Genomic DNA, 21,239 nt, shown 5'->3' with positions numbered 1-21,239 from the left:
TAAAGGATATGTTATTGCTAAGGCCGTAAGTCACTCAGATGACCGGTAGGGCATATCTTGGCACATGGGCATTCGTCTGATCGCATGGCTTTGGCTGACGAATACGCCGCCCGACGTGGCGGTGGCGCAGCTTCGTGAACTTCGTCGTCAGGTCCCTCTCCTTTACGTGCTGCTAACGATGAACGCGTTCGCAGTTGCCTCTACCCATTATCCTTTTGCCCCCGCCTATCTAACGATCGGGATTCCCGCTGCGCTGACGCTGCTGTGCCTGGTTCGAATCGCGACGTGGCTGCGGGCTACGGACATCAACGATGTCACACCGGAATATGCTGTGGGGCGGCTCCGGCGCACAACAGTGCACGCGGGCATCCTCGGCGCCGCATATATTGCTTGGTCCCTTTCTCTCGATCGGTACGGAGGCGCGTACGAACAGGGCCATGTCGCTGTCTTTATCGCCGTGACCGTGATCGGTTGCATCTTTTGCCTGATGCATCTCCCGCAGGCGGCGTTGCTGCTGACCGCAGTCGTAATGGTGCCCTACCTCATTCACTATATCAGCGCGGACAATTCAGTCTTCACTGCAATCGCTTTCAACGTCGCGCTCGTGACCGTGGTGATGATATGGGTGCTATTCAACAGCTTTGCCGGGTTCACGAGCCTGGTGCAGTCGCGAGACAAGCTTGCTGCCAAGCAGCGCGAAACTGAACAATTGAACCGCGAGAACGCGTTGGTCGCTCTCACAGATAGCCTTACCGGCCTGCCAAATCGCCGGTATTTCTTCACGAAGCTGGATGAATTGCTGCGCGCCAAAGCCGCGGCGCACGGTCGGTTCGCCGTCGGTATCCTGGACCTTGATCGCTTCAAGACACTCAATGACAATCATGGCCATGCGGTTGGGGATCGTCTTCTCGCCGAGGTTGGGGCGCGCCTGAAAGCGGCAACCGACGATAGCGTCATCGTCGCAAGGCTGGGCGGCGATGAATTCGGGCTGTTGATCGTCAATGAAGTCGACCGCGCTACTGAGATCGGACAGCAATTTTGCGATCTCCTCGCCAAGCCCTTCAAGTTCGACGACTTCCACGTCTCTCTTGGCGCTTCTTGCGGTCTTTCGGTCTATCCCGAAGCAGGCGCTAACGCGCATGAGCTGTTCGATCGATCAGACTACGCGCTCTACCATATAAAGTCCGAGGGGAAGGGCGGAAGCGGCCTATTCTCGTTGGCGCACGAGACCGCCATACGCTCGGAACGCTCGCTCGAAAGCGCTCTAAGGGAAGCAGATCTTCACGCCGAGCTCGATATAGAATTTCAGCCGATCGTGGATATCGACACCATAACGGTAATCGCCGTGGAAGCCTTGGCCCGATGGACCAGCCCGAAGCTGGGGCGGGTACCCACCGACAGCTTCATCGCCATGGCCGAGCGCACGGGATTGATCCACGCCGTTACTCTCACCCTCTTTCGCAAGGCGCTCAACCGCGCATTGTGCCTGCCCGGCCACATCGGCCTGTCGTTCAACCTCTCAGCGAATGACATTACGTCCCCCGCGACAATCACCTCATTGGTGGACATCATCAAGGAAGGTGCAATTTCCTCCGGCCGCATCACCTTGGAGCTGACGGAAACCGCATTGCTGCGCGACTTCGACGCCGCAGAAGCCGCGATCGGAAAACTGCGATCCCTAAACGTCAAGATTGCCTTGGACGATTTCGGCACGGGCTATTCCAGCTTGAACTATCTACGCCGCCTCGTCCCCGACGAGATCAAGGTCGATCGCAGCTTTGCCGCGGACCTAGACAGTGTCTCCGGCCGTAACATCGCTGCCGCAATCTTGGGACTTTGCGACAATCTTGCCCTGGAGTGTGTGTTTGAGGGCATCGAAAGCGACGACCAACTGACGAAAATCCGCCGTATGGGATATCGCTACGCCCAAGGTTATTTGTTTGCCCGCCCAATGACGATGCCGGCACTTCTTACCTGGCTTCAGCAGGACGTCTTGCGAGATTTGCGACCGGCCGCTCATTTGCGGCACGCAGCGGCCGCGAGGCTCGGTCGCGTCGCCTGAGCTTGTGATGCCTGACGATCCAGGCTCCGCGTCGGAGATTCAAATCCGAGCAATACTCTAATACTTTTGGGCTTCACGTGATTGTTACATACGGCCCTCGCGTGTTTTAGGTGGTCTCCGGTTTACCGTAGTCGCCGCAAGGTTGCGCGCAGTCGTGCCCTGCCGACTGGCCGTAAATTTCGGCGGAAGGTTCCTAGCGGCCGAAAGCAGGCCATTTGCCGCGCCGTTTGACGAGGCAGCGCGATATGCCGACTGAATTCACGAGGGCGTGATGATCGACTTCGAGGATATCTTGTTGGCCTGGCGGGGGAACTGCCGCCAACCGACTTCGCGCAAAAGGTACCCGCTCGGCGATGCGTCAGAATCGCCTTACCGACAGAATAGACCTTGCTCAGCGGAAGACCCCGGTCCGCTATGGAGACCATGATTTGCGACCAGCGACATTGGCGGCGGCCGGGACCAGCGACCGCCGCCCTTGTCGGTGCCGCCAGAGGTGGGGGATGACGGCACCGGTCGTTTCTGGGCGTGAGAATGATCGTCAATGGTTAACAATATGCTAATTCTGGCCCGCTTTCGCGGCGTGCTGGCGTCCTGGCAGGTTCTTCATTTGGACGCCGAAAGCAGTCTGGCCGCTAGCGGCCATTCAGCGCCGGCGGCCTCGCGGATTTCCGGACAATGAAATGACCGGAATACCGAGGGAAATGGACCATTAACCCTTGTCTGCCATTGCAATGCGTTAGTCGAAATCGAGAGTCTGCGCTGTGCCGAATTTTGCGTCTTTCCCCACCTTAGGCGGCGCGATGAATGACCGTTTTCGCGGGCATGCAGACAGAGACTTTTCTGTGTGGGGAGAATGTTACGCATATACGCAAGCATGCGATGTCCCGGCCGATGCGCAAAACGCATGGATAGGTCGGCAAAAGCTTAACTATCGGGGCATTGGTGGACGGCAGAACTTACGCCACCTGATCAGCGGAAATGTCGACCAATCATTCCTGAACGAAATTGGCAGTCTCATCGGTCTCGAGCGGCTCGAGTTGGAGTGGCCGATGGTCGCCAAGGATCTTAGCCCGCTGCTTGCCCTGAAAGGCCTGACTTACCTGAGCATCGATAGTCCAAGACATATCTCGGACTTTCGCGCTTTGCTCGAGCTTCCTGCGCTGCGGACGCTTATCATCACCAATCCGAACAAAATGGCAGATTTAAGCTGGCTCGCAGGTGCCCACCATCTTGAGGTCATCGGCATCGAGGGCGGAATGCTGACCCCATATAATATTCCCACTCTCGCGCCGCTCGCGGGACTACGTTCGCTGCGCGCCTTTCTCGGCGTGTCAACGAGGCTTGCAGACCAAAGCCTTGAACCTTTGATAAATTGCCCGCGCCTCGAGTATCTTGGCATCGCCTGCGTCGCGCCTCAGTCCGAGTTTCACCGGCTCAAGAACGCAAAGCCCAACCTAATTTGTGATTGGTTCAGACCTGAAATGTGGGCCGCACTTCGAACAGCGCGAGTTTAGAGATGTGGAGCCGAATAGTCTTTTGTCGTCTCCGAAGGGCGTTTGACGGTGGGAGGCCGGAAAGGTGAGCGCGCGGATGATATTCACATCACACTGGACCGGCCGATGAACAGTCATGGACCACACTAGGCGCAACCTGCTGATCGGCGGCTCCATTTTCGGAGTCTTTGCCCTCGGCGGGCTGCTGCCTTCTGCCTGTGCCATGCTTCAGATCGCGAAAAAGCCAGCGATGCCGATGAGCAGCATCCCCTAGCGGCCAGAGGGCGAAGCGAAGCCGATGCTGGAGGAAGACATTGCTCCGGTGCTCGCGCGTCTCGACGCTTGGTATGGCGCCAATCTGGCGGCGGATAAATATGTGTTCAATCCACCGTCCAACGATGCGGATCTCGATGCCTTTCAACAGCTTGTCGGCTTGAAGATGCCGAATTCGTATCGCCAGCTTTACAAGTGGCATGATGGCGAGAACGACGATCGCTGGGGTCAAATCTACGGACTTCCGCTGCTGTCGCTCAAACACGCAGCGGCAGACTGGAAGTCTTGGGCGAGCACATTGGCCGGGTTTGCAGGCAATCGTTACGCCATCCCAGGCGGAGCGTGGCCCAAAGGCGCAGTGGACCCAGCCTATATTAATCCTCGTTGGATACCTCTGACCAATGACGGCTCTGGCAATCATGTCGGTCTCGACTTCGACCCATGGCCGGGCGGTCGGGTTGGGCAAGTGATCCTTTATGGGCGGGATGAAGATGTAAAGGTCGTACTCGCGGAATCCCTCGGTCAGTTTCTCGAATGGATCGCTGGATTGCTAGAGGGGGGCAATTTCCGATTGAGTGCGGCGGCCGACGAGGTCGTGATGCGGCAGTTCCGGTTGAAGGAACCGCGTGTAGATCACTTTCATGAAGGGGCGCGAAGAATTTTAGGTGCCCCCGGCCCGTTCTTGTGAAAAGCTTGGGGTCCCGAGAATAGGCAGAAAGCAATAATCGCAACATTCATATGGAATGTTTGGCGTTTGGACCGGGGAATATGGGAGCTGGCCATGCAACCCATTCCAACCAACGCCAGAGAAGCCTTAGCAATCTATACCGATCCCAATTCAGAGGATTGGGAGCGCGATTACGCGGCGAAAATGATTGGCGAATTGGAAGAGGGTCGGGATGCTCTGCTAGCGACTGCTCGGGACGACAATGCAGATGGCATGCTTCAACAGCGCGCCGCCGAGTGCTTGTCATATGCATGGCGTGACCAGGGCGTCCTAATGTCAGCGGAAATATCGGGATTCACCACAACGGCGCTCCAAGAAATTCTTTTTCAGCGGGGCGAAGGTCCACCGTTCCGCGCCTGAACGTCCGCATCAAATGAATTCTCGCCAATACCCGTCTGACCGCTTCCGGCCAACCTTGATCAGCGCCCCCGCGCATTGGGCGAGCTCAATTGTCGCCGATCGATAGCGGTGGCTTGCATGCGACGACGAAGTCGCGGCTTCTACCTAGTCGCGGTCATTGGCGATTCTGCGACGACGTTGCGCGACCATCAAATCGATGAACAAACTTCGCGTAGAAGCAATGTATCCGACGCGCTCAGCGTCGGAAACCAGCTGTCCAGTTTGACATCCTTTTCAGGCGGCGGCTGGATCGATCCATCCGCCTTGAAGCGTTTTATCTCCATGATCTTCTTGCGCTTGCCCACGCAATCATAGGTCACCTGTTCATAGCTCGTGGGAACGCCGAGTTTGCTCATGGACGGCGTCGGCACGGATACCTTCCACAAACTTGCGTTCGTTCCGTCGCGGACGATCGCCGGGTCGCGATAATAGCTATAGCTGCTGTCAGCAAAATAGCTTTCCCAACGGGAAGCCACTTCAGCCGGTGGTGGAGGAGACTTCGCATCCGCCGATGTCATGACGACCACTGCCGCCATGGCGGCACCCGTGATAAGATAGTTTCCTTTTGCCATCGTCGGTCTCCCTTTGCTTGCTCATCGATATTCGACCGTTGGACTGGGTGCGGTTCAAGCCGTTCGATCCTTAAAACCTTACCTCGGTACCGGCTGTCTTCCTGATGTGCGGGTGCATTGTAGATATGCTTTGCCCTCAATAGGCTCTGGCGCCGATCGTCTGGGCCTGAGACGGGGTCATCAGGCGATCGCCGAGGTAATTGCCTTTGCTGTCATAGGTGCGGACCGTGACAAGCGACGGATCACTCGGGCGGCTGGCCGCTGCCGCCATGGCATTCGCGAATGCAGCGGCTTCGGCGCCACGCTCGGCGCGCGCGGCCTTGGCGGCATCGAGCGCAGCGAGACGCGAGCGCTGACTGTCGCAAATCATTGCATTCCGGCCACCGGTGCACAGAACGGCGAGGTCCTGCGGTTCCAGCGGAAAGCGCCGCGCATAGGTCAGAAGATAGTCTCCGCCGAGCCTGCGTGCCTTGGCGATCAGGCTCGTGCCGTCGGGTGAATAGGCAGGCGTGTCGAGATGGGCCTGGAAATCCGCGATTAGCTGGCCTCGGTCGCCTTTGCTTCGCGCGGCCTGAGCGGCTGCGTAGGCGGCGGCACCGATGTTACTGTTACGGCGCGGCAGGTCGGCGACGGCGTCGGCGACGCTCGCATAGGTCTGGCGCGCCGGATCTTCGACTGCGGTCCATTGCCCGGTCTCGAGCCGTCCCAATACCGTCTGGCGCCCGGTGCGACCGCGGAAATTGCCGAAGAAAGCCGGTATCAGCGCTGGATCGGTGACGAGCGACACATATTCGCCGCCAGCGTAACGGTAGCGGATCCCGCGCGGCGTCCGATAAACGCTGACGCGCAAATTCCCGTCGTACAATTCCCACTGCGGATCGGGGTGGCTGGCCACGAACCCGATCCAACCATCGGGCCGCGTCTCCAACTCACCGTTCGCTGTGAGCGGACGGTAGACCCGGTTGCCATCGATCGGTTCCACTGCGGCGAGGGTCGTGAGCCGCCATTTGTCGTCACGTGCGATGACAAGGTCGCGGTCCTTGTGAAGTTCGGTGAGCGATCGGTCGAAGATGCGCACAGGGGTGATGTGGCTCAACGACGTCTGTCGGAGCACCAGCACTTCGCCGTACAATCGCAGGAGGTTGGCGCCGCTCGAGCCCCCGCCTTCGAGGCTGACATCACCGAGAACCCGAAACCTGTTGCCGTCCCACGCCCGGAAACGCTGGTGGTTGAACGGCACGGCGGCCTCGGAATGTCTGTCATTGTAACCCACGACATAGCGATGGCCCGACGCGGTCAAATAGGTTTGAGGACGGAAGAAGGTGGGGAGACCGGGGTCGGCAGGCCGAGATACTCCGGTCGTGAGGTCGATCATCAGATTGTCGTACCGCGCAGCCTTGCCATTCATCGTCAGCAGCACGGCGTAGGCGGTATTGTCATCGACGATCGCGACATGATTGTAGAGCGGGGGCAAGACGACCGCTCCGGATGCGTCGGCAATCCCGAGCTTATACTGACCCATCGGGCCTTTGCCCTGCGCGCCGCGCTGCTGTTTGCGCCATTCCTCCGCGCTGTAGGCCTTGAGCTTGCGCAAATCGCGCGCTGACGACTGAACCGCGACGGCAAGATCGGCGGCGTCCAGCCTTTCAATGCAATGGGCGCCTTCTACGACCGCGGTGCAGGTCCAGCTTTCGAGACCGGCTTGGGCCTGCGCGTCTGCACCCGCGCCAAGTGCCAGCATCAGCAAAGTGGATAGTCGGGATAAAACAGGTATGCGCATCGTGTCGCCTCGGCGAGAGAAGAAAAGCGGCGCGACCCAAGACGCCGATAGCTTGAGACGTTCTGATTGTCACGTTGCCGATCAAGCGACATTCGCAGCGCGCGCGAGAAGCGCTCGACCTGTCCGCAAGATGACTTATGTAAGGGCGTTTACCCCGGCGTCGACGTTGAAGATGCGCTGACCCTGACGGAAAACATCAAAGTTTAGCCAGTAAATCTCGCTATCCCGTTGAGCGAGCTCTCCGGTTCTTCGTTGAACGTCCGCTCTCCTTGTTTGACACCCAATTGCGGACAGTCTGCAACCGGCCAACTTCGCACGCTCTATTTGTTGCTCGGGCCGCTCAGATCGGCTTTCTGGCCATCTGGCGCTCCAAAACGGATCGATATGCGGCGGCTACGCTCTCGGAGGCGGGACTGGGCCTTTCGATTCTGCCATTGAGCGTCGCTGGCACTCACAAGCTGGAGAAATCTTTGCTGTTCGGTCCTGTCCGGCCAATGGTCCTTTCCGTCTACGGGTGCCGCATGGGCCCGATCAGGAAAGGGCGGCGGTCACGATGATTTCGACGCGATAGTCCGGCGTCGCGAGCTTCACCTCGCCGGTGGCGCGGGCAGGCGCGTCGGCGCCGCCTACCCATTGGTCCCAGACAGCGTTCATGGCGCCGAAGTCGCTCATGTCGGCAAGCCAGATCGTCGCGGTCAGGATGCGTGATTTGTCGGTCCCCGCCTCGGCGAGCAACGCGTCGATCTTGCCGAGAACCGCGCGGGTTTGGGCCGCCGCGTCTTCCCCCGGTGCGCCGACCTGGCCGGCCAGATAGACCAGATCGTTATGGATCACCGCTTGGCTCATCCGCGGCCCCGAATGAAGTCGTTCGATAGTCATAATAGTCCTTTCCTTTTGCCTTCACATGTAGCGATCGATGCCGATACCGGCGGGGTCGAGCGGGGGGCGCTCGCCGCTGATCAGCGATGCTATAAGCCGTCCCGATCCGCATGCCATCGTCCAACCCAATGTACCGTGCCCGGTATTGAGAAACAGGTTCGGGATCGGCGTGGCACCGATGATCGGCGTGCTGTCGGGCGTCATCGGGCGAAATCCGCTCCAGAAATGCGATGGCGCCATCATGTCGGCACCGTCTGGAAACAGGTCCTTCAGCGAGTGACGCAATGTGGCCTCGCGCTCGGGCGGCAGCGCGGCATCGAAGCCAGACAGCTCGGCTATCCCGCCTACCCGGATCCGATCGCCGAGCCGGGTGATCGCGATCTTGTAGCTTTCGTCGAGCAATGTCGACACTGGCGCGCAATTCGCGTCGGCCACCGGCAGGGTGATTGAATAGCCTTTTACGGGATAGACCGGGAGGGAAACCCCGGCCGGGCGAAGCAGCGCTGGCGAGTAGCTACCGAGTGCCACCAAATAGGCATCGCCGCGGACCAGACCGGCATCGGTCCGGACGCCCGCGACACGGCCGCCGTGCATTTCGAGCCCGGCGATATGCGAATTGTAGCGCAGCTCGACGCCCATCTCCGGGAGGTGACCGGCAAGCTGGCGCGTGAACAGGTGGCAATCGCCGGTCTCGTCGCCGGGCAGGCGGAGACCGCCGACGAAGCGGTCCTGCGCGGCTGCAAGGCCAGGCTCGGCGCCCACGCAGCCGTCGCGGCCGAGCAGGGTGTATGCGACGCCATAATTTTCGAGCACCGCGATATCTTCTGCGCTGGCGTCGAACTGCTCCTGGGTCCGGAACAACTGAAGTGTGCCTTGCGAACGCTGGTCATAGTCCAGCCCTAGCCGCTGGCGCAGCGCAATCAACTCGTCGCGGCTAAATTCTGCAAGTCGCACCATCCGGCTCTTGTTGAGGGCATAGCGCCCGGGCGTGCAGTTTCGCAGCATCGCCAGGATCCACCGGATCATTGCCGTATCGATGCGGGGGCTCACGATCAGCGGCGCATGCTTCACGAAGAGCCAACGCATCGCCTTGAGCGGAATTCCGGGCGCCGCCCAGGGCGAGGCATAGCCCGGCGAAATTTCGCCTGCGTTGGCGAAGCTGGTTTCGAGCGCGGGGCCTGGTTGCCGGTCGACCAGCACGACCTCATGCCCCGCCTCGGCGAGATAATAGGCCGACGCAACCCCGATCACCCCCGCGCCGAGGACGATGACCCTCATGCCGCTGCCCCTTCGTGTGCAGCCCGCATCTGCCCGTTCTCGATGGCGAAGCGAGCGTGCCGCGGTCCAAGTCCGGTCAGGATGTCATAGGCGATGGTGCCCGCATCGCGCGCGACATCCTCAAGCGATTGCGAAGGCCCCAGCAACTCCACGAAATCGCCCTCCGCAATAGCGTCACCGGCAAGACCGCCGATGTCGATCGTGAGGCTGTCCATGGATATGCGCCCGACGACCGGAAGGCGCACGCCTCGGTGCCAGGCCGCGCCTTTGCCGCCCAGGCTCCGCGGCCAGCCGTCAGCATAGCCCATCGCAACCGTCGCCAGCCGCTGAGGCGCGATCGCGATATGATCGAGTCCATAGCCGACGCCCGTGCCCGGCTCGATCATGCGGATCTGAAGGATGCGCGCATCGAGGCGCACGACGGGCTGCAAGCCTTCCGCCGCCGCGACCGGCGCGACCCCGAACAGCGCGATGCCTGGACGCGCCACATCACAGTGGAAGTCGCGCGGCAGAAAGGCACCGGCACTGTTCGCGACAGACCTGGGCACCGCGGAAAAATGGGCGGCGACCGCCTCGAACCGGCGGAGCTGTTCGCTATTCGCTGCGCGGGCTGGCTCGTCACCGCAGGCAAGGTGCGTCATCAAAAGCTTGAGCTCGAGCTCACTCTCCAATGCAGGATCTCCTGCAGCTGCCAGCGCCGCGTCGGGCGACAAGCCGAGACGCGACATGCCGGTGTCGATCTGCAGCGCGGCCGGTAATCGCCGCGCGGCAGACCGGGCGTACCCCCGCCAGGCAGCGAGTTGCGTGGCCGAATTCAGGACCGGAACGAAGCCGGCCTCCGCACATGCCGCTTCGCTGCCCGGATCAAGGCCATTGAGGATGGTGATTTCGGAACCGGAACCCACGATAGGTCGCAGCCTTTGCGCCTCGCACAGCCGCGCGACGAAGAAAAGGCGGCAGCCCGCATCAAGAAGGGCGGTGGCGATCGCATCGATACCCAGACCATAAGCGTCAGCCTTGACGACCGCGCCGCATTCTGCAGGCGTGACGCGCTTTGAAAGACGATGGAAGTTCGCCGCGATCGCATCGCAATTGACGATCAGGCGGCTCGAGTGGGGCGGGGCAGGCGGTTCCAATTTGATCTCCCTCGCGAACGAGGATAGCGCGCGTCATGCGAAATTTTTCGCCGAATTCACCAACATTGATGCTAAAATCGGTCTTTCTTGACATTATTTGCGATATTTTTGGGGAATCTTCATGCCGAGCCTCGGTGACATGGATCGCCGCATCGTGAACGTTTTGCGGCTGAACGCACGGATCACGAACAGCGATCTTGCTGCCGAGGTCGGACTGTCTCCCTCCGCCTGCTTGCGGCGTGTGCGGCTTCTGGAGCAGTCAGCTGTGATCCGAGGATATACGACGATCGTCGCGGCTGGCGCGTCGGAGGAAGGCACGATCGCGATCGTGCAGGTGGAACTCGAGCGACAGTCGGAGGAATATCTCCTGCGTTTCGAGGCGGCGCTCCGGCGGCATGCAGAAATCCAGGAGTGGTTCCTGATGACCGGCGATGGCGACTATATTCTGCGTGTGCAGATCGGTGGGATCGACGATTATGGCGTGTTTCATCGCGATGTATTGTCGCGATTGCCCGGCGTCGCCCGCATTAGCTCAAGCTTCGCCATGCGCAGCCACCGCAGGATGTGACACTCTTGATAGCGCGCTCAGGGCGCAGCAGGTCGTCGGATCGGCGCTGCGAACAACTGCACGCTCGAAATCCTCCCCAAGATCGACCTCGCCGCAAGCGGAGGCGAGGCAGCAGCGCAGGGGCTGATCCGCAAGAAGCTTGTTCACTTGCTCGCCGTCGCGGTGGAACTCGATATCGCCGGCGGCACCTTCAACGGCAAAGATCCGAACCATCGGTCCTGAATGTTGCTCAGGGCTCTATCCTCGCTATTTCCGCCGATCGCATCTCGCGGCTTTGAGCGAAATGACCGTGAATGCCTGATCCCGATGCGACGCATTTCATCGTGCCCTGCTGCGCTTCATGTGGCCGCTCATCTCTGCCCACTCCTGCGGTGGAGCATTTTTGACCCGCTTCCGGCTTCAGCTTAAATCGGCGACTTTGCACAGACTTCTTGCTACGGGCCTCCGATGAGCGTGAATTTTGCAAACAGCCGCGCCGAATTTGCGATAGATTTCGGAACCGCGAATTTGAGAGTGATCCATCGTGACGATGGCGTCATTTTTGACGAACCCTCGCTCTGTTGCCTCGCGGACGGGGAGTGGGGACCCGCGCTGGTCGCTGCCGGCTTGCCCGCGAGCGAGATGAGCGAACGAACGCCTTCTGGGTTGCGCGTTCGGAGACCCCTGAAACGCGGCGTTCTTCAGGATATCGGTTCAGCGACGCAGCTGCTCCGCTATGCCGTCCCCAAAGTACGCAGACGGCACTTGTTCGGAACGCAGAGGGTGATTATCGGGTTACCGGCCGATGCGACGCAGGCCGAGCGCCGCGCCATGCTCACCGCTGCGCACGACGCCGGGCTCAATCCTTTAGACCTGATACCCGAACCGCTTGCGGCCGCGATTGGAGCCGGCCTGGCGGTTCGAGAACCCAGGGCCACCATGCTCGTGGAGTGCGGGGCGGGGACAACGGAAGTGGCGGTGCTGTCGCTTGGCGGAATCTGCCAGACGCGCGCGCTCCGCGGCGGCGGCGACGAGCTGGACCAGGCCATCATCGACCATCTTCACTTTCATCACAAACTGCTGGTCGGGCGCCGAAGTGCTGAACGGATCAAGCGGGCTCTGGAGACCGCGGCGCAATCTGCAAACGGAAAATGCTCGCTGATCGAGGTCAAGGGGCGCAGTCTTGTGTCGGGGCTCCCGACAAGCCTTTGGATCCCGTCCGCCGAAATCGCAGGCGTCGCCGAGAAGCACGCGCAGCATATCGTCGATCTCGTGCGAGAAGTGCTCGGCGCGACCACCCCGGAACTGAGCGACGATATCCACACGCATGGCATTTTTTTGACCGGCGGCGGCGCTGCGTTGCCCGCGATCCGCACCATGATCGAAGCGCAAACCGGGCTTGGCGTGACGCTCGCCGACACACCAGATCAATGTGTTGGGCGTGGGCTATTACAGATTTTGCGCGGAGAACAAATAAACTGAAGTGTCATGTCCGGCGGATTTACGCCGTTGCTCGTCACATGGCCTCATTGGTCCGACGCGCGTGCGCGCACCCGCGTTCCACCAGCTTTTTGGTGCGCCATGGCCACAGCTGTCTATTCATGCTACAGAGATCACATGCGATTGAGTTCTGAAAATCTTCGCTTCATGACGCGCGGAGGCAAGCTTCCGACGCGCCTGCGCCCCTCGGGACCGCCGTACCGCTAAGGCGGTACGCGGGCACCGAGGCCGCGTCCCTGACCGCTCGTCAGGGTTCCCCAAATTATTGAATGGGCAGTCTTGCGGCCCGAAAGTCGGCGTTTTTACGCCGACGGAGCCGCGCGCCCATGGAGCAGAACATGGAAGAAAATCCAAGTCTCGCTGCGCTGATTGCACAGCGCGCCGAATTCGTAAATCAAATGTCGGCACGCCTTGGCGATGCATGCGCTGACGCGGGAGGCGATCCGCGACAAATAGCGTCGCAGCTTCTCGATATCATCCTTCGATCCTTTGAGAAGCAGGGCCTTCACGCTGCCGCCGCAAAGATCTTCGACAAATCTTGCGTCAGCCGCTTTGGCGACGAGCTCATTCCAATCTTGCGCGATATTCTAGGGCACGATGTCCCGATCGGCTTTCTTGCCCACTGCATCGACGGCTATTGGCGCGGCGTTCGTCACGTGCTTCAGCATGCCGCCTGACGCCGGCCGGGTGTGGGTCACCCGCACCGCGCCATTCAACCAACTGACCGCCAAGCGCCTCGCAGCGATAGGATATGAGACATTGCTCATGCCCGCGCTGCGGGTCGTGCCCGTTGCGACGCATGTTCCCGTCGCAGTGCCGGACGCGCTGATATTCACCAGTCTCAACGGCATTCGTCTTCACCGGTTCTTGCCGGCGCTTGCCGATCGCCAGGTTTTTGCGGTGGGCGACCACAGCGCTCGCTTTGCCCGCGCCATAGGCTATCGGCGCGTTATGTCCGCGAGCGGTGCTGTCTCGGACCTCGCGAAGTTGATCGTGGCACAATGCGTGCCCGGATCGACGGTCCTGCACATCGGGGCGGTGCAACCTGCCGGCGATCTTGAGGTTTTGCTGGCTGCTGGCGGGGTGCGGCTACGCCGCCATCCGGTTTATGATGTCGTTGAAAGCAACCTTGCAGGGATGAGAAGAGTGGTCGCCAGTCCCGCGGGGCTTGCCGCGGCCCTGATCCACTCGCCGCGTGCGGGCGCGCATGTCGCGGCGTGGCTCGACCGCCGCCAACCCGCGTGGCGGGGGGCCGTCGTCTGTATATCCGAAGCTGCTGCCTCGTCCTTCCGAAATGGGAGAGGGTTGGACATCAAGGTTGCGAAGCGCCCGGACGAGGCATCGATGCTCGCATGTCTTGGCATGTCTGGGACTGACCGATCATGATCGCATGCGTTACTGCCATTTTATCCTGTCTCGCCGACCCGGCGCGACGCTTACCAATTAATGAAGTTGACTTAGTGTGGGCAATGGCCATGATGGTCGGCGATGAATAATTCACTCCTCTTGCGGCGCTCGGCGCACCACGCAGGCCGGCTTCTCGAAGGCTAGCCGCCCCGAACTCGCATCCGGCGGGGGCGGGGCACAGCTATGACCTAGCAAGCAAAACGACCCCAGCGGGTCCGAGTGACACCATGAACAGCATCGATACAAAATCTTCCGCGCGAGCGGAGGATGTTTCTGCGCAGCCGCGCGAACAATCCGGCGATGACAAGATCATCAAATTCCCTGCCCGTGAAACGGGAGCGCGACCGGTTCCGCCGATGCCGCCGTCTAAGCCGCCGGGTCCGCCACGCGCCGCTTAATCGTCGTCAGGGCTATTGGAAGAATCGAGACTATCATGGAAATCAAGCCGCCGGACGCGCTTTTTGCGCGTCTGCTTCGCAGCGCATCGTTGCGAGCTAACGAATTATTGTCAGTACCGGGAGGTGCGGCCCGCGTGCGAGTGATCGCTGACGATGGCTATAACGATATCGAGCGGCTGGCATTATCGCCGTTCGCCGACGACCAACTTGTCGCCGTCGCTTTGCGCCTGAGCGATGCCTGCCGCGGCGCCGGTCAGCCATTGGTAGCGCGGATGGCGCAATATTTTCACATCCCTGCGCCTTCGATCGAAGTCGAAGCTTTACGCCGGTCGATCTGGTCCGAGCAGGAGCGAGCGGGCCTGCCTCTCGACGAAGCCCGGCGCGAAGTCGCAACCTTTGAAAGCCGAATGATCGACGGCGAGCGATCTCGTCGCTCCGAACTGAGAGCTTATGCCGCCCTTTATTCCGATCTTTGGTGCGATCCGCGAACGGCTGCCCCATCGGCGACGCGCCGTATGATGCTCGCGATGGTGACAGGCTTTGCCGAGCGATCGAACGCATCGAGCGTATCATCCGGCCGTCTGGAGACAGTGTCGTGAGGGGAGATGTTTCAGATCACCCGAATGCGCCTCTGCAACTCGGCTGCCGCGCGCAGGCGCTTTACGTCTTCACGTTCGTCCTGCTCTTTATCCTGGCATGCTGGTTTGTCGGCTCGCTCATCGCCCAGCCCGCATAAGCGGCGAGACATTCGATGTACTCAATACTCGCCGATCCGCTCGCGCCGACGCTCGCCGTTTCCGAACCGATGTCAGGCATTATCTTCGTCCTGATGGTCGCGGGGCTCTACTGTCTGGTTTTCGCGTTCACGCGGCGCCGGCGGATTTGCTGGGCGACCGCTGCTATCGTTTGTTTCTCTGGCGTGATCGCGATCGTCTGGACAAGTCCAATAGGTAGCAGTTCTGCCACAGGCGCTGCGATAGATAATACACTTAGCGTGTCGACGCAGTTCGGCGAGCAAAGCCACCCACCGACACTTTGGTCGGACGATGACGCACTAGTCGGGGGGCTCGATTGACTCTCTCACGCGCGACGAAGCCGCGAAAACAGCCAGCTGCGGCGCATGGACGCCGATACTCTTCGCCACCTATTTCGAGTTGGGAGCAATCCAAATGGGCATCCGCGCCCGCCTTCGCTCAAAAGCTGTAGCGCGCCGTACGCGTGACGTAGAGGCCATACTTGTGCGCTACCCGCGGCTCACGAGCGATGAAAATGCGCGCCTGCTGGCACTCCTCCCATCAATTCCATTGCTCGACACAGCGATCATCATGGCTGACGAGCATTTATCGAAGAAGCTCGATGCCTTCTATTTGGCTCATCGGAACGCGTTCGCCGCCCGATGGTCGCGGCTGCTGCCCGTCATTATCGTTCTCGCCCTTTCTGTCCTGAGTCTCCCATCCCCCTGAGCGACCCGATTTACTGGTGAACCATCGGCGCCGACCCGGCGCGTCATCCGCGGAGGCACAGCACTTTTGCGGCATTTTTCTTTTTTCCCGAGCCGTCCGGGTTGCAGCGCGGACATGAATGGAGCTTCTCGTGCTGATCAACCGCTATTCGCCGCTGCTCATCAGCGTCGCCGCCACAGTGGCATTTACGCTATTCCTGCCGCACCCCTGGGCAATCCTCATGATCATGATATCAGGCGGACTGGCGCTGACGGGTGTAATGGATCTCGCTCAACCCGAACATTCGGTCCGGCGAAATTATCCGCTTGTCGGACGACTGCGTTGGCTCTTCGAAAGCGTTCGTCCAGCGATCCGGCAATATCTTGTCGAGGGCGACCAGGAACAAACGCCCTTTTCGCGCAGCCAGCGCTCGCTCGTCTATGCGCGTGCCAAGAATGAGATCAGCGACCGGCCGTTCGGAACGCTGGTCGATGTGTATCGCAACGGCTATGAGTTCATCGCCCACTCGACGCGGCCCGGGGCCGTCGCCGACCCGGCGAGCTTCCGCATACTCATCGGCGGGGCAGATTGCGCCCGGCCTTATCCGGCATCGATTTTCAACATTTCGGCGATGAGCTTCGGCGCGCTAAGCGCCAACGCCATCCGGGCGCTCAATAAGGGCGCGAAGTTGGGCGGTTTTGCCCATGATACGGGCGAAGGTTCGATCAGCCGCTATCATCGCGAGCAGGGCGGCGATCTCATCTGGGAAATCGGCAGCGGCTATTTCGGGTGCCGCACCGACGAGGGCGGGTTTGATCCGGTTCGCTTCGCCGAGCAGGCAGCCGATCCCCAGGTCAAGATGATCGAGCTCAAGATTAGCCAGGGTGCCAAGCCGGGAATGGGCGGCATCCTCCCCGCAGCGAAGATCACCGCGGAAATATCCGAGACGCGCGGCATCCCGCGCGGCCGCGACTGCATCTCTCCAGCACGGCACAGCGCCTTTTCCACGCCGATCGAACTCATGCAATTTATTGGCAAACTGCGAAAATTGTCGGGTGGCAAGCCCGTCGGTTTCAAACTTTGCATCGGACAGCCCTGGGAGTTCATGGGCATCGTCAAGGCCATGCTCGAGACGAATATCCTGCCTGATTATATCGTCGTCGATGGCGGGGAGGGCGGAACGGGCGCGGCGCCGTTTGAATTTACCGACCATCTGGGCATGCCCATGCGCGAGGGGTTGCTCTTCGTGCACAATACGCTCGTCGGCGCCGGGCTCCGTGGCAAGATCAAGGTCGGCGCGGCGGGGAAAATCATCAGCGCGTTCGATATTGCGACCGCGATGGCGTTGGGCGCCGACTGGACCAATGCCGGTCGTGGGTTCATGTTCGCGATCGGATGCATCCAGTCGCTGGCCTGCCACACGAACCGCTGCCCGGTGGGGGTTGCAACGCAGGATGCGGTCCGTCAGCGCGCCCTGGACGTCGGCGACAAGGGCGACCGGGTCTATCATTACCATCGCAACACATTGCTTGGCCTGTCGGAAATGATTGCGGCGGCTGGGCTTGATCATCCCGCGCAACTCAGCCCTCACCATCTGGTCAGGCGCGTGAGCCTAACCGAAATCCGGCTTTTCTCACAGTTGCACATCTTCCTCGAAGAAGGCGAATTGTTGGCCGGCGCTTCGGAACGGGATTTTTACAGCGCCGCCTGGCGTCTGGCGCGGCCGGACAGTTTCGAGTTGGCCGTGTGAGCGGTTCGGGAAAACAGCCATGAGAGCGCGAGCGAGGTCTTGCGCTCACCTGCCTTGTGAAGAAAAGTTGGTATCGCGGCTAATTCAGAAGCCTTGCGAAAAAGATCAAGCTCATGGCCGTGCCGACCATAATGATGACGGCGCGGACTAGGGCGGTCGGCAGCCTGCGTGCGAGCGGCGCGCCTGCATAGCCGCCAATCGTCGCGGCTGCCATCATCACCAGTGCCTGCGGCCAGGCTACCAGGCCGGCGAGGGCAAAGGTCGCGACTGAGGTGCCGGAGATCAATAGCGATATCGCGTTCTTCAGGCCGTTCATCTGATCAAGGTCGCGCATGCCCCAACACGCGAACAGCGCGAGCAAGACGATGCCAAGACCGCCGTTGAAATAGCCTCCATAAATGGCGACCACGATCAGCGACGCCATGTTATCGGCTTTGGCAAATCGATGGCGCTGGGCCCACTTCTGGACAGGTTCCGCGAAGGCGAAAGCGGTTGTGGCAATCAGCAGCAGGAAGGGAACAACGAACGAAAAGGCCTCGTTGGAAGACACCAGCAGCAGGAGTGAGCCCACCAATCCGCCGAACAGCGTCGCTCCGACAATCTTCAGAAGCTGGCGCCGCGGATAGGCGGAAATTTCCCTTCGGAACCCCGCTGCGCCGCCAAGATAGCCCGGCGACACCGCGACTGCGCTGGTCGCATTGGCTGTCACCAAGGGCACACCGGTGAACACCAGCGCGGGCAGCGTCAGAAATGTTCCTCCGCCAGCGATGGTGTTCAAGACGCCGGCGAAAAATGCGGCACATGCCAACAGGCCATAATCGCTCATCCAGAAATCTTTCGGCGGGATGGGGAATCAAAGGGGGGAGGCTGATCTGCGTTCATACAAGCGTCCTTGCGCTCCCCATGCTTTGATTCATTCGGCCTTCGCTGGCTGTTGAACCTTGAGAATGCTGAGCTTTCGTTCGCGTCCGTCACGATCGGGCCAGAGGATCGATTGTCCCTCGCGCAGCCCGATCAACCCGGCGCCGACGAGGGTCAGAACCGAAATGCGATACTCCGCGATATCGGCGTCCTTCGGGTAGACGAGCTCATAGGAATATTCGCGGCCGCTCGCTTCATCGAGGAAGCTCGCCCTGGCATGCATGGTGATGACATCGGGCGGAATGCGATCCGCCTTATGCAGGACGGCGCGCGTAATTTCGCCGAGAAGCATGGCGCTGACTTGCGGCAGGCGATCTTCGACCGCCATTGCCAGATTCGAGAGACTTTCCGCCTCGCTGTCGATCATATGGATTGCCGGACGTTTTCCGGCCCTGGGTTTGGACATGGTACTACTTTCGCGTGAATTGGGTGAGGTCGCGCTACCGGGCAGCGCGGTTCGTCGATCTGGAATGTTCGCCCCGAGCCCGGGGCGTGCTGCACCGAAGCTCGGGGCTAAAAGCCCGCGAGAAGCTGTCCCCCATGAACACGGAAGCGGGAAGGGTGCGGGCCGGATTGCATAGGGGCAGATTGGCCAAAGCAGATCGCAAAGTCAAATCTTCTCAAGGCATTTCGGCCTCTTCGCATTGGCCGCGTCGCTGCTTCTCGTCTTTGAACTCTTCTGTGCAAGACATATCGCTCGAGCGGCCGTTGGCGCGGTCAGCCGCCGGCGCGCGTGCGCGCTACAGGGCGATCAGGGTTGGCCCGGCGACCGGCCAACCGACAACTCGCACCGCCTTCACTATCCCAATTCGCTGGAACTGCCTCGATCGAATGGGCAAAACCGAAACCGCTTTTTCGACACTGTTACCGTTCGTCACGTCATTATTGTAATATCGCGGCGAAGCCACAGAGCGCGGCTCCGCCGCGGGGGCTAAAATGCTGGCGCGTGGTGACGCTCCGCCGCTTCAATTCGGGCGATCCGGTCCTTGATCGACAGCCTCGTCTTCTTGAGCTCGCCCAGCATCAAGGGATCATATCCCTTTGAACCCTGCCGCTTGGCGATGAGACGCGAAACCAGCTCGTGGTTTTTCTTCAGGCGACGATTTACCGACTTTGACATCATTGTCCTCCGTTAAATTCGGTGCGGTTGTCTCCGATCCGCCATGGATGTGCGAAACGGGTTGTCCCGCAACAATCTCGAGACGTTTGACGGCCAGTTCGCGCGGACGGCAGGGATCAGACAGGGGCTCTATTGCCTGGGGGGAGGCGAAATAGCCCCTGTCCTCACGACCTGAAAGATAGTGTCAGGCGTGTTTTCGCTGGCCCGGCAGCTGCTTGCGCAGCGCCGCTGACACCGAATTTTCGACGGCGGATGTGTCTTTCTGCTTCTTGGGCTTCCGCGGCTCGCGGTTTCCTCGTTGGTTCTTCTTTGCCATGTCGATGGCTCCGTTTGATCAGTTCATCCAAAGGGCGTTGCCCTGACGGTCGCACGCCTGACCCGGAGATATTGCGCATCCGGATCAGGCCGATCCAAGCGGTTGTGACGGCACCAGATTGGCTTTCCTGTAGTTCATCGTCAGATCCTGAAACGAAGGAGGATCATGGATTTGCCGAAGACATAGCTATGAGAGCTATGTTGATGGACGCGACAGAGAAGAAAATCAGTACTTTTAACCTCAACCTGAATTGGTGAGATTCCTGAGCTCGATCGGCGGCAGTTATATCGTCCTGCGATTGCGAAAAGGAGGTTGGCACGAACATCATCTCTTTCAATCCGCGCCCGCGTGCGGATGCGGCCTATCGTCACTCGGAAGGGAAAGACGACCGACCTCTCCCTCGAAGCGGTACGGAGTTCATGGTCTTTGAGAAAGAAAGCGCATCAGACGCGCCTCTTTCAATGGAAATTGCATATTTGAAAATTCAAGCAGGCCGAATGATCATTCGCGCTTCATTGCTTGATAAAATGGCCCCGAGCTCCCGGATATCAAATCATCCGGGTGGGGCGGGCTACAGCGTTAGCAGTTTTTCCGTGCTACGGAGCCAAAGGGAACATATTTCGGTAGCCATGGATCCGAGATAGAGGCGCAAAATTATTAATCAAGCTGGGAACCGGAATAGTTTTCTATTTTCTATTATATTTGGGCCTGATCCGCATCTTGCTTGTCAATATCATCGTCGGCAGCCGCAAATATCCACTGCAAGTCGCGCCGCTTGGTCAACAGATCCTCGAGGCAATATCCATCGAGCACCTTCATGAAGGCGGCGAGCGCCTCGTTCAGGGCACCGGTCAAACCGCAAGCGGGCGCAATGACGCAGCTGGCGCAATCGACGAGATTGAAGCCGTCTTCGGTGTGGCGGACGACTTCGCCAATATTGATGTCTCTCGGAAGACGCGCGAGCCGCACCCCACCATAGCGTCCGCGCACGCTCTCCAGATAGCCCGCGTTCACAAGATCATTGACTACCTTCATGAGGTGATTTTGCGAGATGCCATAGGAGCGCGCGATCTCGGCTATGGGTGACAGTTGCTCGCCCGCTTTGCCCCCAAGGTAAAGCAGCACGCGCATCGCATAGTCTGTGTAGTGCGTCAGTCGCATCAACCTCTCCCGCCGGCTCGCGAGTTTAATATGCATTTCTGTTGCATGTTTCAATCCGCCATCATACATGCGCGGACC

At 60.0% G+C, this 21,239-nt stretch carries 23 protein-coding genes; 11 read left to right on the top strand and 12 right to left on the bottom strand.

Annotation, left to right across the window (positions count from 1 at the left end):
* The first annotated feature begins 64 nt into the window (after positions 1–64).
* The 4 genes from EEB18_RS02310 (at position 65) to EEB18_RS02295 (ending at position 4,915) form a co-directional block, all read left to right on the top strand.
* On the top strand, positions 65–2,062 hold the full coding sequence (locus EEB18_RS02310) for a putative bifunctional diguanylate cyclase/phosphodiesterase (protein ID WP_187140808.1): 1,998 nt from the start codon (positions 65–67) through the stop codon (positions 2,060–2,062).
* A gap of 800 nt (positions 2,063–2,862) precedes the next feature.
* Entirely contained in the window at positions 2,863–3,576 is a 714-nt protein-coding gene (locus EEB18_RS02305; protein ID WP_187140809.1) for a hypothetical protein, read from the top strand.
* 277 nt (positions 3,577–3,853) lie between these two features.
* Positions 3,854–4,516: an SMI1/KNR4 family protein gene (locus EEB18_RS02300; RefSeq protein WP_187140810.1), complete on the top strand. Its 663-nt coding sequence runs from the start codon at positions 3,854–3,856 to the stop codon at positions 4,514–4,516.
* Positions 4,517–4,609: 93 nt separating this feature from the next.
* The gene (locus EEB18_RS02295) at positions 4,610–4,915 is read left to right on the top strand and encodes a hypothetical protein (RefSeq protein ID WP_187140811.1); all 306 of its coding nucleotides are present in this window, start codon (positions 4,610–4,612) and stop codon (positions 4,913–4,915) included.
* 188 nt (positions 4,916–5,103) lie between these two features.
* Here the strand turns inward: EEB18_RS02295 and EEB18_RS02290 are convergent, their stop codons facing one another.
* The 5 genes from EEB18_RS02290 to alr all read right to left on the bottom strand — a co-directional run bounded on the left by EEB18_RS02290 (position 5,104) and on the right by alr (position 10,599).
* Positions 5,104–5,526, bottom strand: a complete 423-nt coding sequence (locus tag EEB18_RS02290; protein WP_187140812.1) for a hypothetical protein — start codon at positions 5,524–5,526, stop codon at positions 5,104–5,106.
* Positions 5,527–5,662: 136 nt separating this feature from the next.
* Positions 5,663–7,267, bottom strand: coding sequence for a hypothetical protein (locus tag EEB18_RS02285; RefSeq protein ID WP_187669063.1), 1,605 nt, complete (start codon positions 7,265–7,267; stop codon positions 5,663–5,665).
* 570 nt (positions 7,268–7,837) lie between these two features.
* Entirely contained in the window at positions 7,838–8,185 is a 348-nt protein-coding gene (locus EEB18_RS02280) for a RidA family protein (RefSeq protein ID WP_187140814.1), read from the bottom strand.
* 21 nt (positions 8,186–8,206) lie between these two features.
* Positions 8,207–9,463: a D-amino acid dehydrogenase gene (locus tag EEB18_RS02275; RefSeq protein WP_187140815.1), complete on the bottom strand. Its 1,257-nt coding sequence runs from the start codon at positions 9,461–9,463 to the stop codon at positions 8,207–8,209.
* Entirely contained in the window at positions 9,460–10,599 is a 1,140-nt protein-coding gene (gene alr / locus EEB18_RS02270; protein WP_187140816.1) for an alanine racemase, read from the bottom strand. The genes EEB18_RS02275 and alr overlap by 4 nt, the downstream gene beginning before the upstream one ends.
* 121 nt (positions 10,600–10,720) lie before the next feature.
* On the opposite strand from alr, the gene EEB18_RS02265 reads away from it, so the two are divergent.
* A complete protein-coding gene (locus EEB18_RS02265; protein ID WP_187140817.1) occupies positions 10,721–11,167 on the top strand; it encodes an Lrp/AsnC family transcriptional regulator in 447 nt (148 codons plus the stop codon).
* Here the strand turns inward: EEB18_RS02265 and EEB18_RS02260 are convergent.
* The gene (locus EEB18_RS02260; protein ID WP_187669062.1) at positions 11,132–11,380 is read right to left on the bottom strand and encodes a hypothetical protein; all 249 of its coding nucleotides are present in this window, start codon (positions 11,378–11,380) and stop codon (positions 11,132–11,134) included. The two genes, EEB18_RS02265 and EEB18_RS02260, sit on opposite strands and share 36 nt — an antisense overlap.
* Positions 11,381–11,614: 234 nt before the next feature.
* On the opposite strand from EEB18_RS02260, the gene EEB18_RS02255 reads away from it, so the two are divergent.
* The 4 genes from EEB18_RS02255 to EEB18_RS02240 all read left to right on the top strand — a co-directional run bounded on the left by EEB18_RS02255 (position 11,615) and on the right by EEB18_RS02240 (position 15,050).
* Positions 11,615–12,628 carry a rod shape-determining protein gene (locus tag EEB18_RS02255; RefSeq protein WP_187140818.1) on the top strand — a complete coding sequence of 338 codons (1,014 nt, stop codon included), beginning with the start codon at positions 11,615–11,617 and terminating at the stop codon, positions 12,626–12,628.
* Positions 12,629–12,972: 344 nt separating this feature from the next.
* Entirely contained in the window at positions 12,973–13,323 is a 351-nt protein-coding gene (locus EEB18_RS02250) for a hypothetical protein (RefSeq protein WP_187140819.1), read from the top strand.
* Positions 13,313–14,032, top strand: a complete 720-nt coding sequence (locus EEB18_RS02245; protein WP_187140820.1) for a uroporphyrinogen-III synthase — start codon at positions 13,313–13,315, stop codon at positions 14,030–14,032. Before EEB18_RS02250 ends, EEB18_RS02245 begins: the two co-directional genes overlap by 11 nt.
* Positions 14,033–14,486: 454 nt before the next feature.
* Positions 14,487–15,050, top strand: coding sequence for a hypothetical protein (locus EEB18_RS02240; RefSeq protein ID WP_187140821.1), 564 nt, complete (start codon positions 14,487–14,489; stop codon positions 15,048–15,050).
* A 61-nt stretch (positions 15,051–15,111) separates the two neighbouring features.
* Here the strand turns inward: EEB18_RS02240 and EEB18_RS02235 are convergent, their stop codons facing one another.
* Positions 15,112–15,267 (bottom strand): hypothetical protein, encoded by a 156-nt coding sequence (locus EEB18_RS02235; protein WP_187140822.1) that lies wholly within the window; start codon positions 15,265–15,267, stop codon positions 15,112–15,114.
* Between the two features lie 353 nt (positions 15,268–15,620).
* Between EEB18_RS02235 and EEB18_RS02230 the strand changes: the two genes are divergently transcribed.
* Both EEB18_RS02230 and EEB18_RS02225 read left to right on the top strand, forming a co-directional pair.
* Positions 15,621–15,914 (top strand): hypothetical protein, encoded by a 294-nt coding sequence (locus EEB18_RS02230; RefSeq protein ID WP_187140823.1) that lies wholly within the window; start codon positions 15,621–15,623, stop codon positions 15,912–15,914.
* 220 nt (positions 15,915–16,134) lie between these two features.
* The gene (locus EEB18_RS02225) at positions 16,135–17,643 is read left to right on the top strand and encodes an FMN-binding glutamate synthase family protein (protein WP_410468129.1); all 1,509 of its coding nucleotides are present in this window, start codon (positions 16,135–16,137) and stop codon (positions 17,641–17,643) included.
* A 79-nt stretch (positions 17,644–17,722) separates the two neighbouring features.
* Here EEB18_RS02225 and EEB18_RS02220 read toward each other — a convergent pair whose 3' ends face one another.
* The 5 genes from EEB18_RS02220 to EEB18_RS02205 all read right to left on the bottom strand — a co-directional run bounded on the left by EEB18_RS02220 (position 17,723) and on the right by EEB18_RS02205 (position 21,161).
* Entirely contained in the window at positions 17,723–18,469 is a 747-nt protein-coding gene (locus tag EEB18_RS02220) for a sulfite exporter TauE/SafE family protein (protein WP_187140825.1), read from the bottom strand.
* A gap of 87 nt (positions 18,470–18,556) precedes the next feature.
* Complete coding sequence (rnk, locus tag EEB18_RS02215; RefSeq protein ID WP_410468118.1) at positions 18,557–18,931, bottom strand: nucleoside diphosphate kinase regulator; 375 nt, start codon at positions 18,929–18,931, stop codon at positions 18,557–18,559.
* A gap of 564 nt (positions 18,932–19,495) precedes the next feature.
* Entirely contained in the window at positions 19,496–19,684 is a 189-nt protein-coding gene (locus EEB18_RS02210; protein ID WP_187140827.1) for a DUF465 domain-containing protein, read from the bottom strand.
* A 184-nt stretch (positions 19,685–19,868) separates the two neighbouring features.
* Complete coding sequence (locus tag EEB18_RS22645) at positions 19,869–20,000, bottom strand: hypothetical protein (protein ID WP_262408071.1); 132 nt, start codon at positions 19,998–20,000, stop codon at positions 19,869–19,871.
* A 696-nt stretch (positions 20,001–20,696) separates the two neighbouring features.
* A complete protein-coding gene (locus EEB18_RS02205) occupies positions 20,697–21,161 on the bottom strand; it encodes an RrF2 family transcriptional regulator (protein ID WP_187140828.1) in 465 nt (154 codons plus the stop codon).
* Positions 21,162–21,239 lie beyond the last annotated feature (78 nt).

Origin of the sequence: Sphingopyxis sp. OPL5 (assembly GCF_003797775.2) — a bacterium.
Taxonomy (GTDB): Bacteria; Pseudomonadota; Alphaproteobacteria; order Sphingomonadales; family Sphingomonadaceae; genus Sphingopyxis.
This window is presented reverse-complemented; position numbering and strand designations above follow the sequence as displayed.

Bases quoted from the DNA above. Each gene is read 5' to 3' on its own strand.
- EEB18_RS02290 (WP_187140812.1), bottom strand. From the start codon at position 5,526: ATGGCAAAAGGAAACTATCTTATCACGGGTGCCGCCATGGCGGCAGTG.
- EEB18_RS02245 (WP_187140820.1), top strand. From the start codon at position 13,313: ATGCCGCCTGACGCCGGCCGGGTGTGGGTCACCCGCACCGCGCCATTC.
- EEB18_RS02275 (WP_187140815.1), bottom strand. From the start codon at position 9,463: ATGAGGGTCATCGTCCTCGGCGCGGGGGTGATCGGGGTTGCGTCGGCC.
- rnk (WP_410468118.1), bottom strand. From the start codon at position 18,931: ATGATCGACAGCGAGGCGGAAAGTCTCTCGAATCTGGCAATGGCGGTC.
- EEB18_RS02285 (WP_187669063.1), bottom strand. From the start codon at position 7,267: ATGCTGGCACTTGGCGCGGGTGCAGACGCGCAGGCCCAAGCCGGTCTC.
- EEB18_RS02230 (WP_187140823.1), top strand. From the start codon at position 15,621: ATGGGCATCCGCGCCCGCCTTCGCTCAAAAGCTGTAGCGCGCCGTACG.
- EEB18_RS02205 (WP_187140828.1), bottom strand. From the start codon at position 21,161: ATGCGACTGACGCACTACACAGACTATGCGATGCGCGTGCTGCTTTAC.
- EEB18_RS02295 (WP_187140811.1), top strand. From the start codon at position 4,610: ATGCAACCCATTCCAACCAACGCCAGAGAAGCCTTAGCAATCTATACC.
- EEB18_RS02280 (WP_187140814.1), bottom strand. From the start codon at position 8,185: ATGACTATCGAACGACTTCATTCGGGGCCGCGGATGAGCCAAGCGGTG.
- EEB18_RS02265 (WP_187140817.1), top strand. From the start codon at position 10,721: ATGCCGAGCCTCGGTGACATGGATCGCCGCATCGTGAACGTTTTGCGG.
- EEB18_RS02235 (WP_187140822.1), bottom strand. From the start codon at position 15,267: ATGCCTGACATCGGTTCGGAAACGGCGAGCGTCGGCGCGAGCGGATCG.
- EEB18_RS02225 (WP_410468129.1), top strand. From the start codon at position 16,135: ATGATCATGATATCAGGCGGACTGGCGCTGACGGGTGTAATGGATCTC.
- EEB18_RS02210 (WP_187140827.1), bottom strand. From the start codon at position 19,684: ATGTCAAAGTCGGTAAATCGTCGCCTGAAGAAAAACCACGAGCTGGTT.
- EEB18_RS02305 (WP_187140809.1), top strand. From the start codon at position 2,863: ATGAATGACCGTTTTCGCGGGCATGCAGACAGAGACTTTTCTGTGTGG.
- EEB18_RS02260 (WP_187669062.1), bottom strand. From the start codon at position 11,380: ATGGTTCGGATCTTTGCCGTTGAAGGTGCCGCCGGCGATATCGAGTTC.
- EEB18_RS02220 (WP_187140825.1), bottom strand. From the start codon at position 18,469: ATGAGCGATTATGGCCTGTTGGCATGTGCCGCATTTTTCGCCGGCGTC.
- EEB18_RS02300 (WP_187140810.1), top strand. From the start codon at position 3,854: ATGCTGGAGGAAGACATTGCTCCGGTGCTCGCGCGTCTCGACGCTTGG.
- EEB18_RS02250 (WP_187140819.1), top strand. From the start codon at position 12,973: ATGGAGCAGAACATGGAAGAAAATCCAAGTCTCGCTGCGCTGATTGCA.
- EEB18_RS22645 (WP_262408071.1), bottom strand. From the start codon at position 20,000: ATGGCAAAGAAGAACCAACGAGGAAACCGCGAGCCGCGGAAGCCCAAG.
- EEB18_RS02255 (WP_187140818.1), top strand. From the start codon at position 11,615: ATGAGCGTGAATTTTGCAAACAGCCGCGCCGAATTTGCGATAGATTTC.
- EEB18_RS02240 (WP_187140821.1), top strand. From the start codon at position 14,487: ATGGAAATCAAGCCGCCGGACGCGCTTTTTGCGCGTCTGCTTCGCAGC.
- EEB18_RS02310 (WP_187140808.1), top strand. From the start codon at position 65: ATGGGCATTCGTCTGATCGCATGGCTTTGGCTGACGAATACGCCGCCC.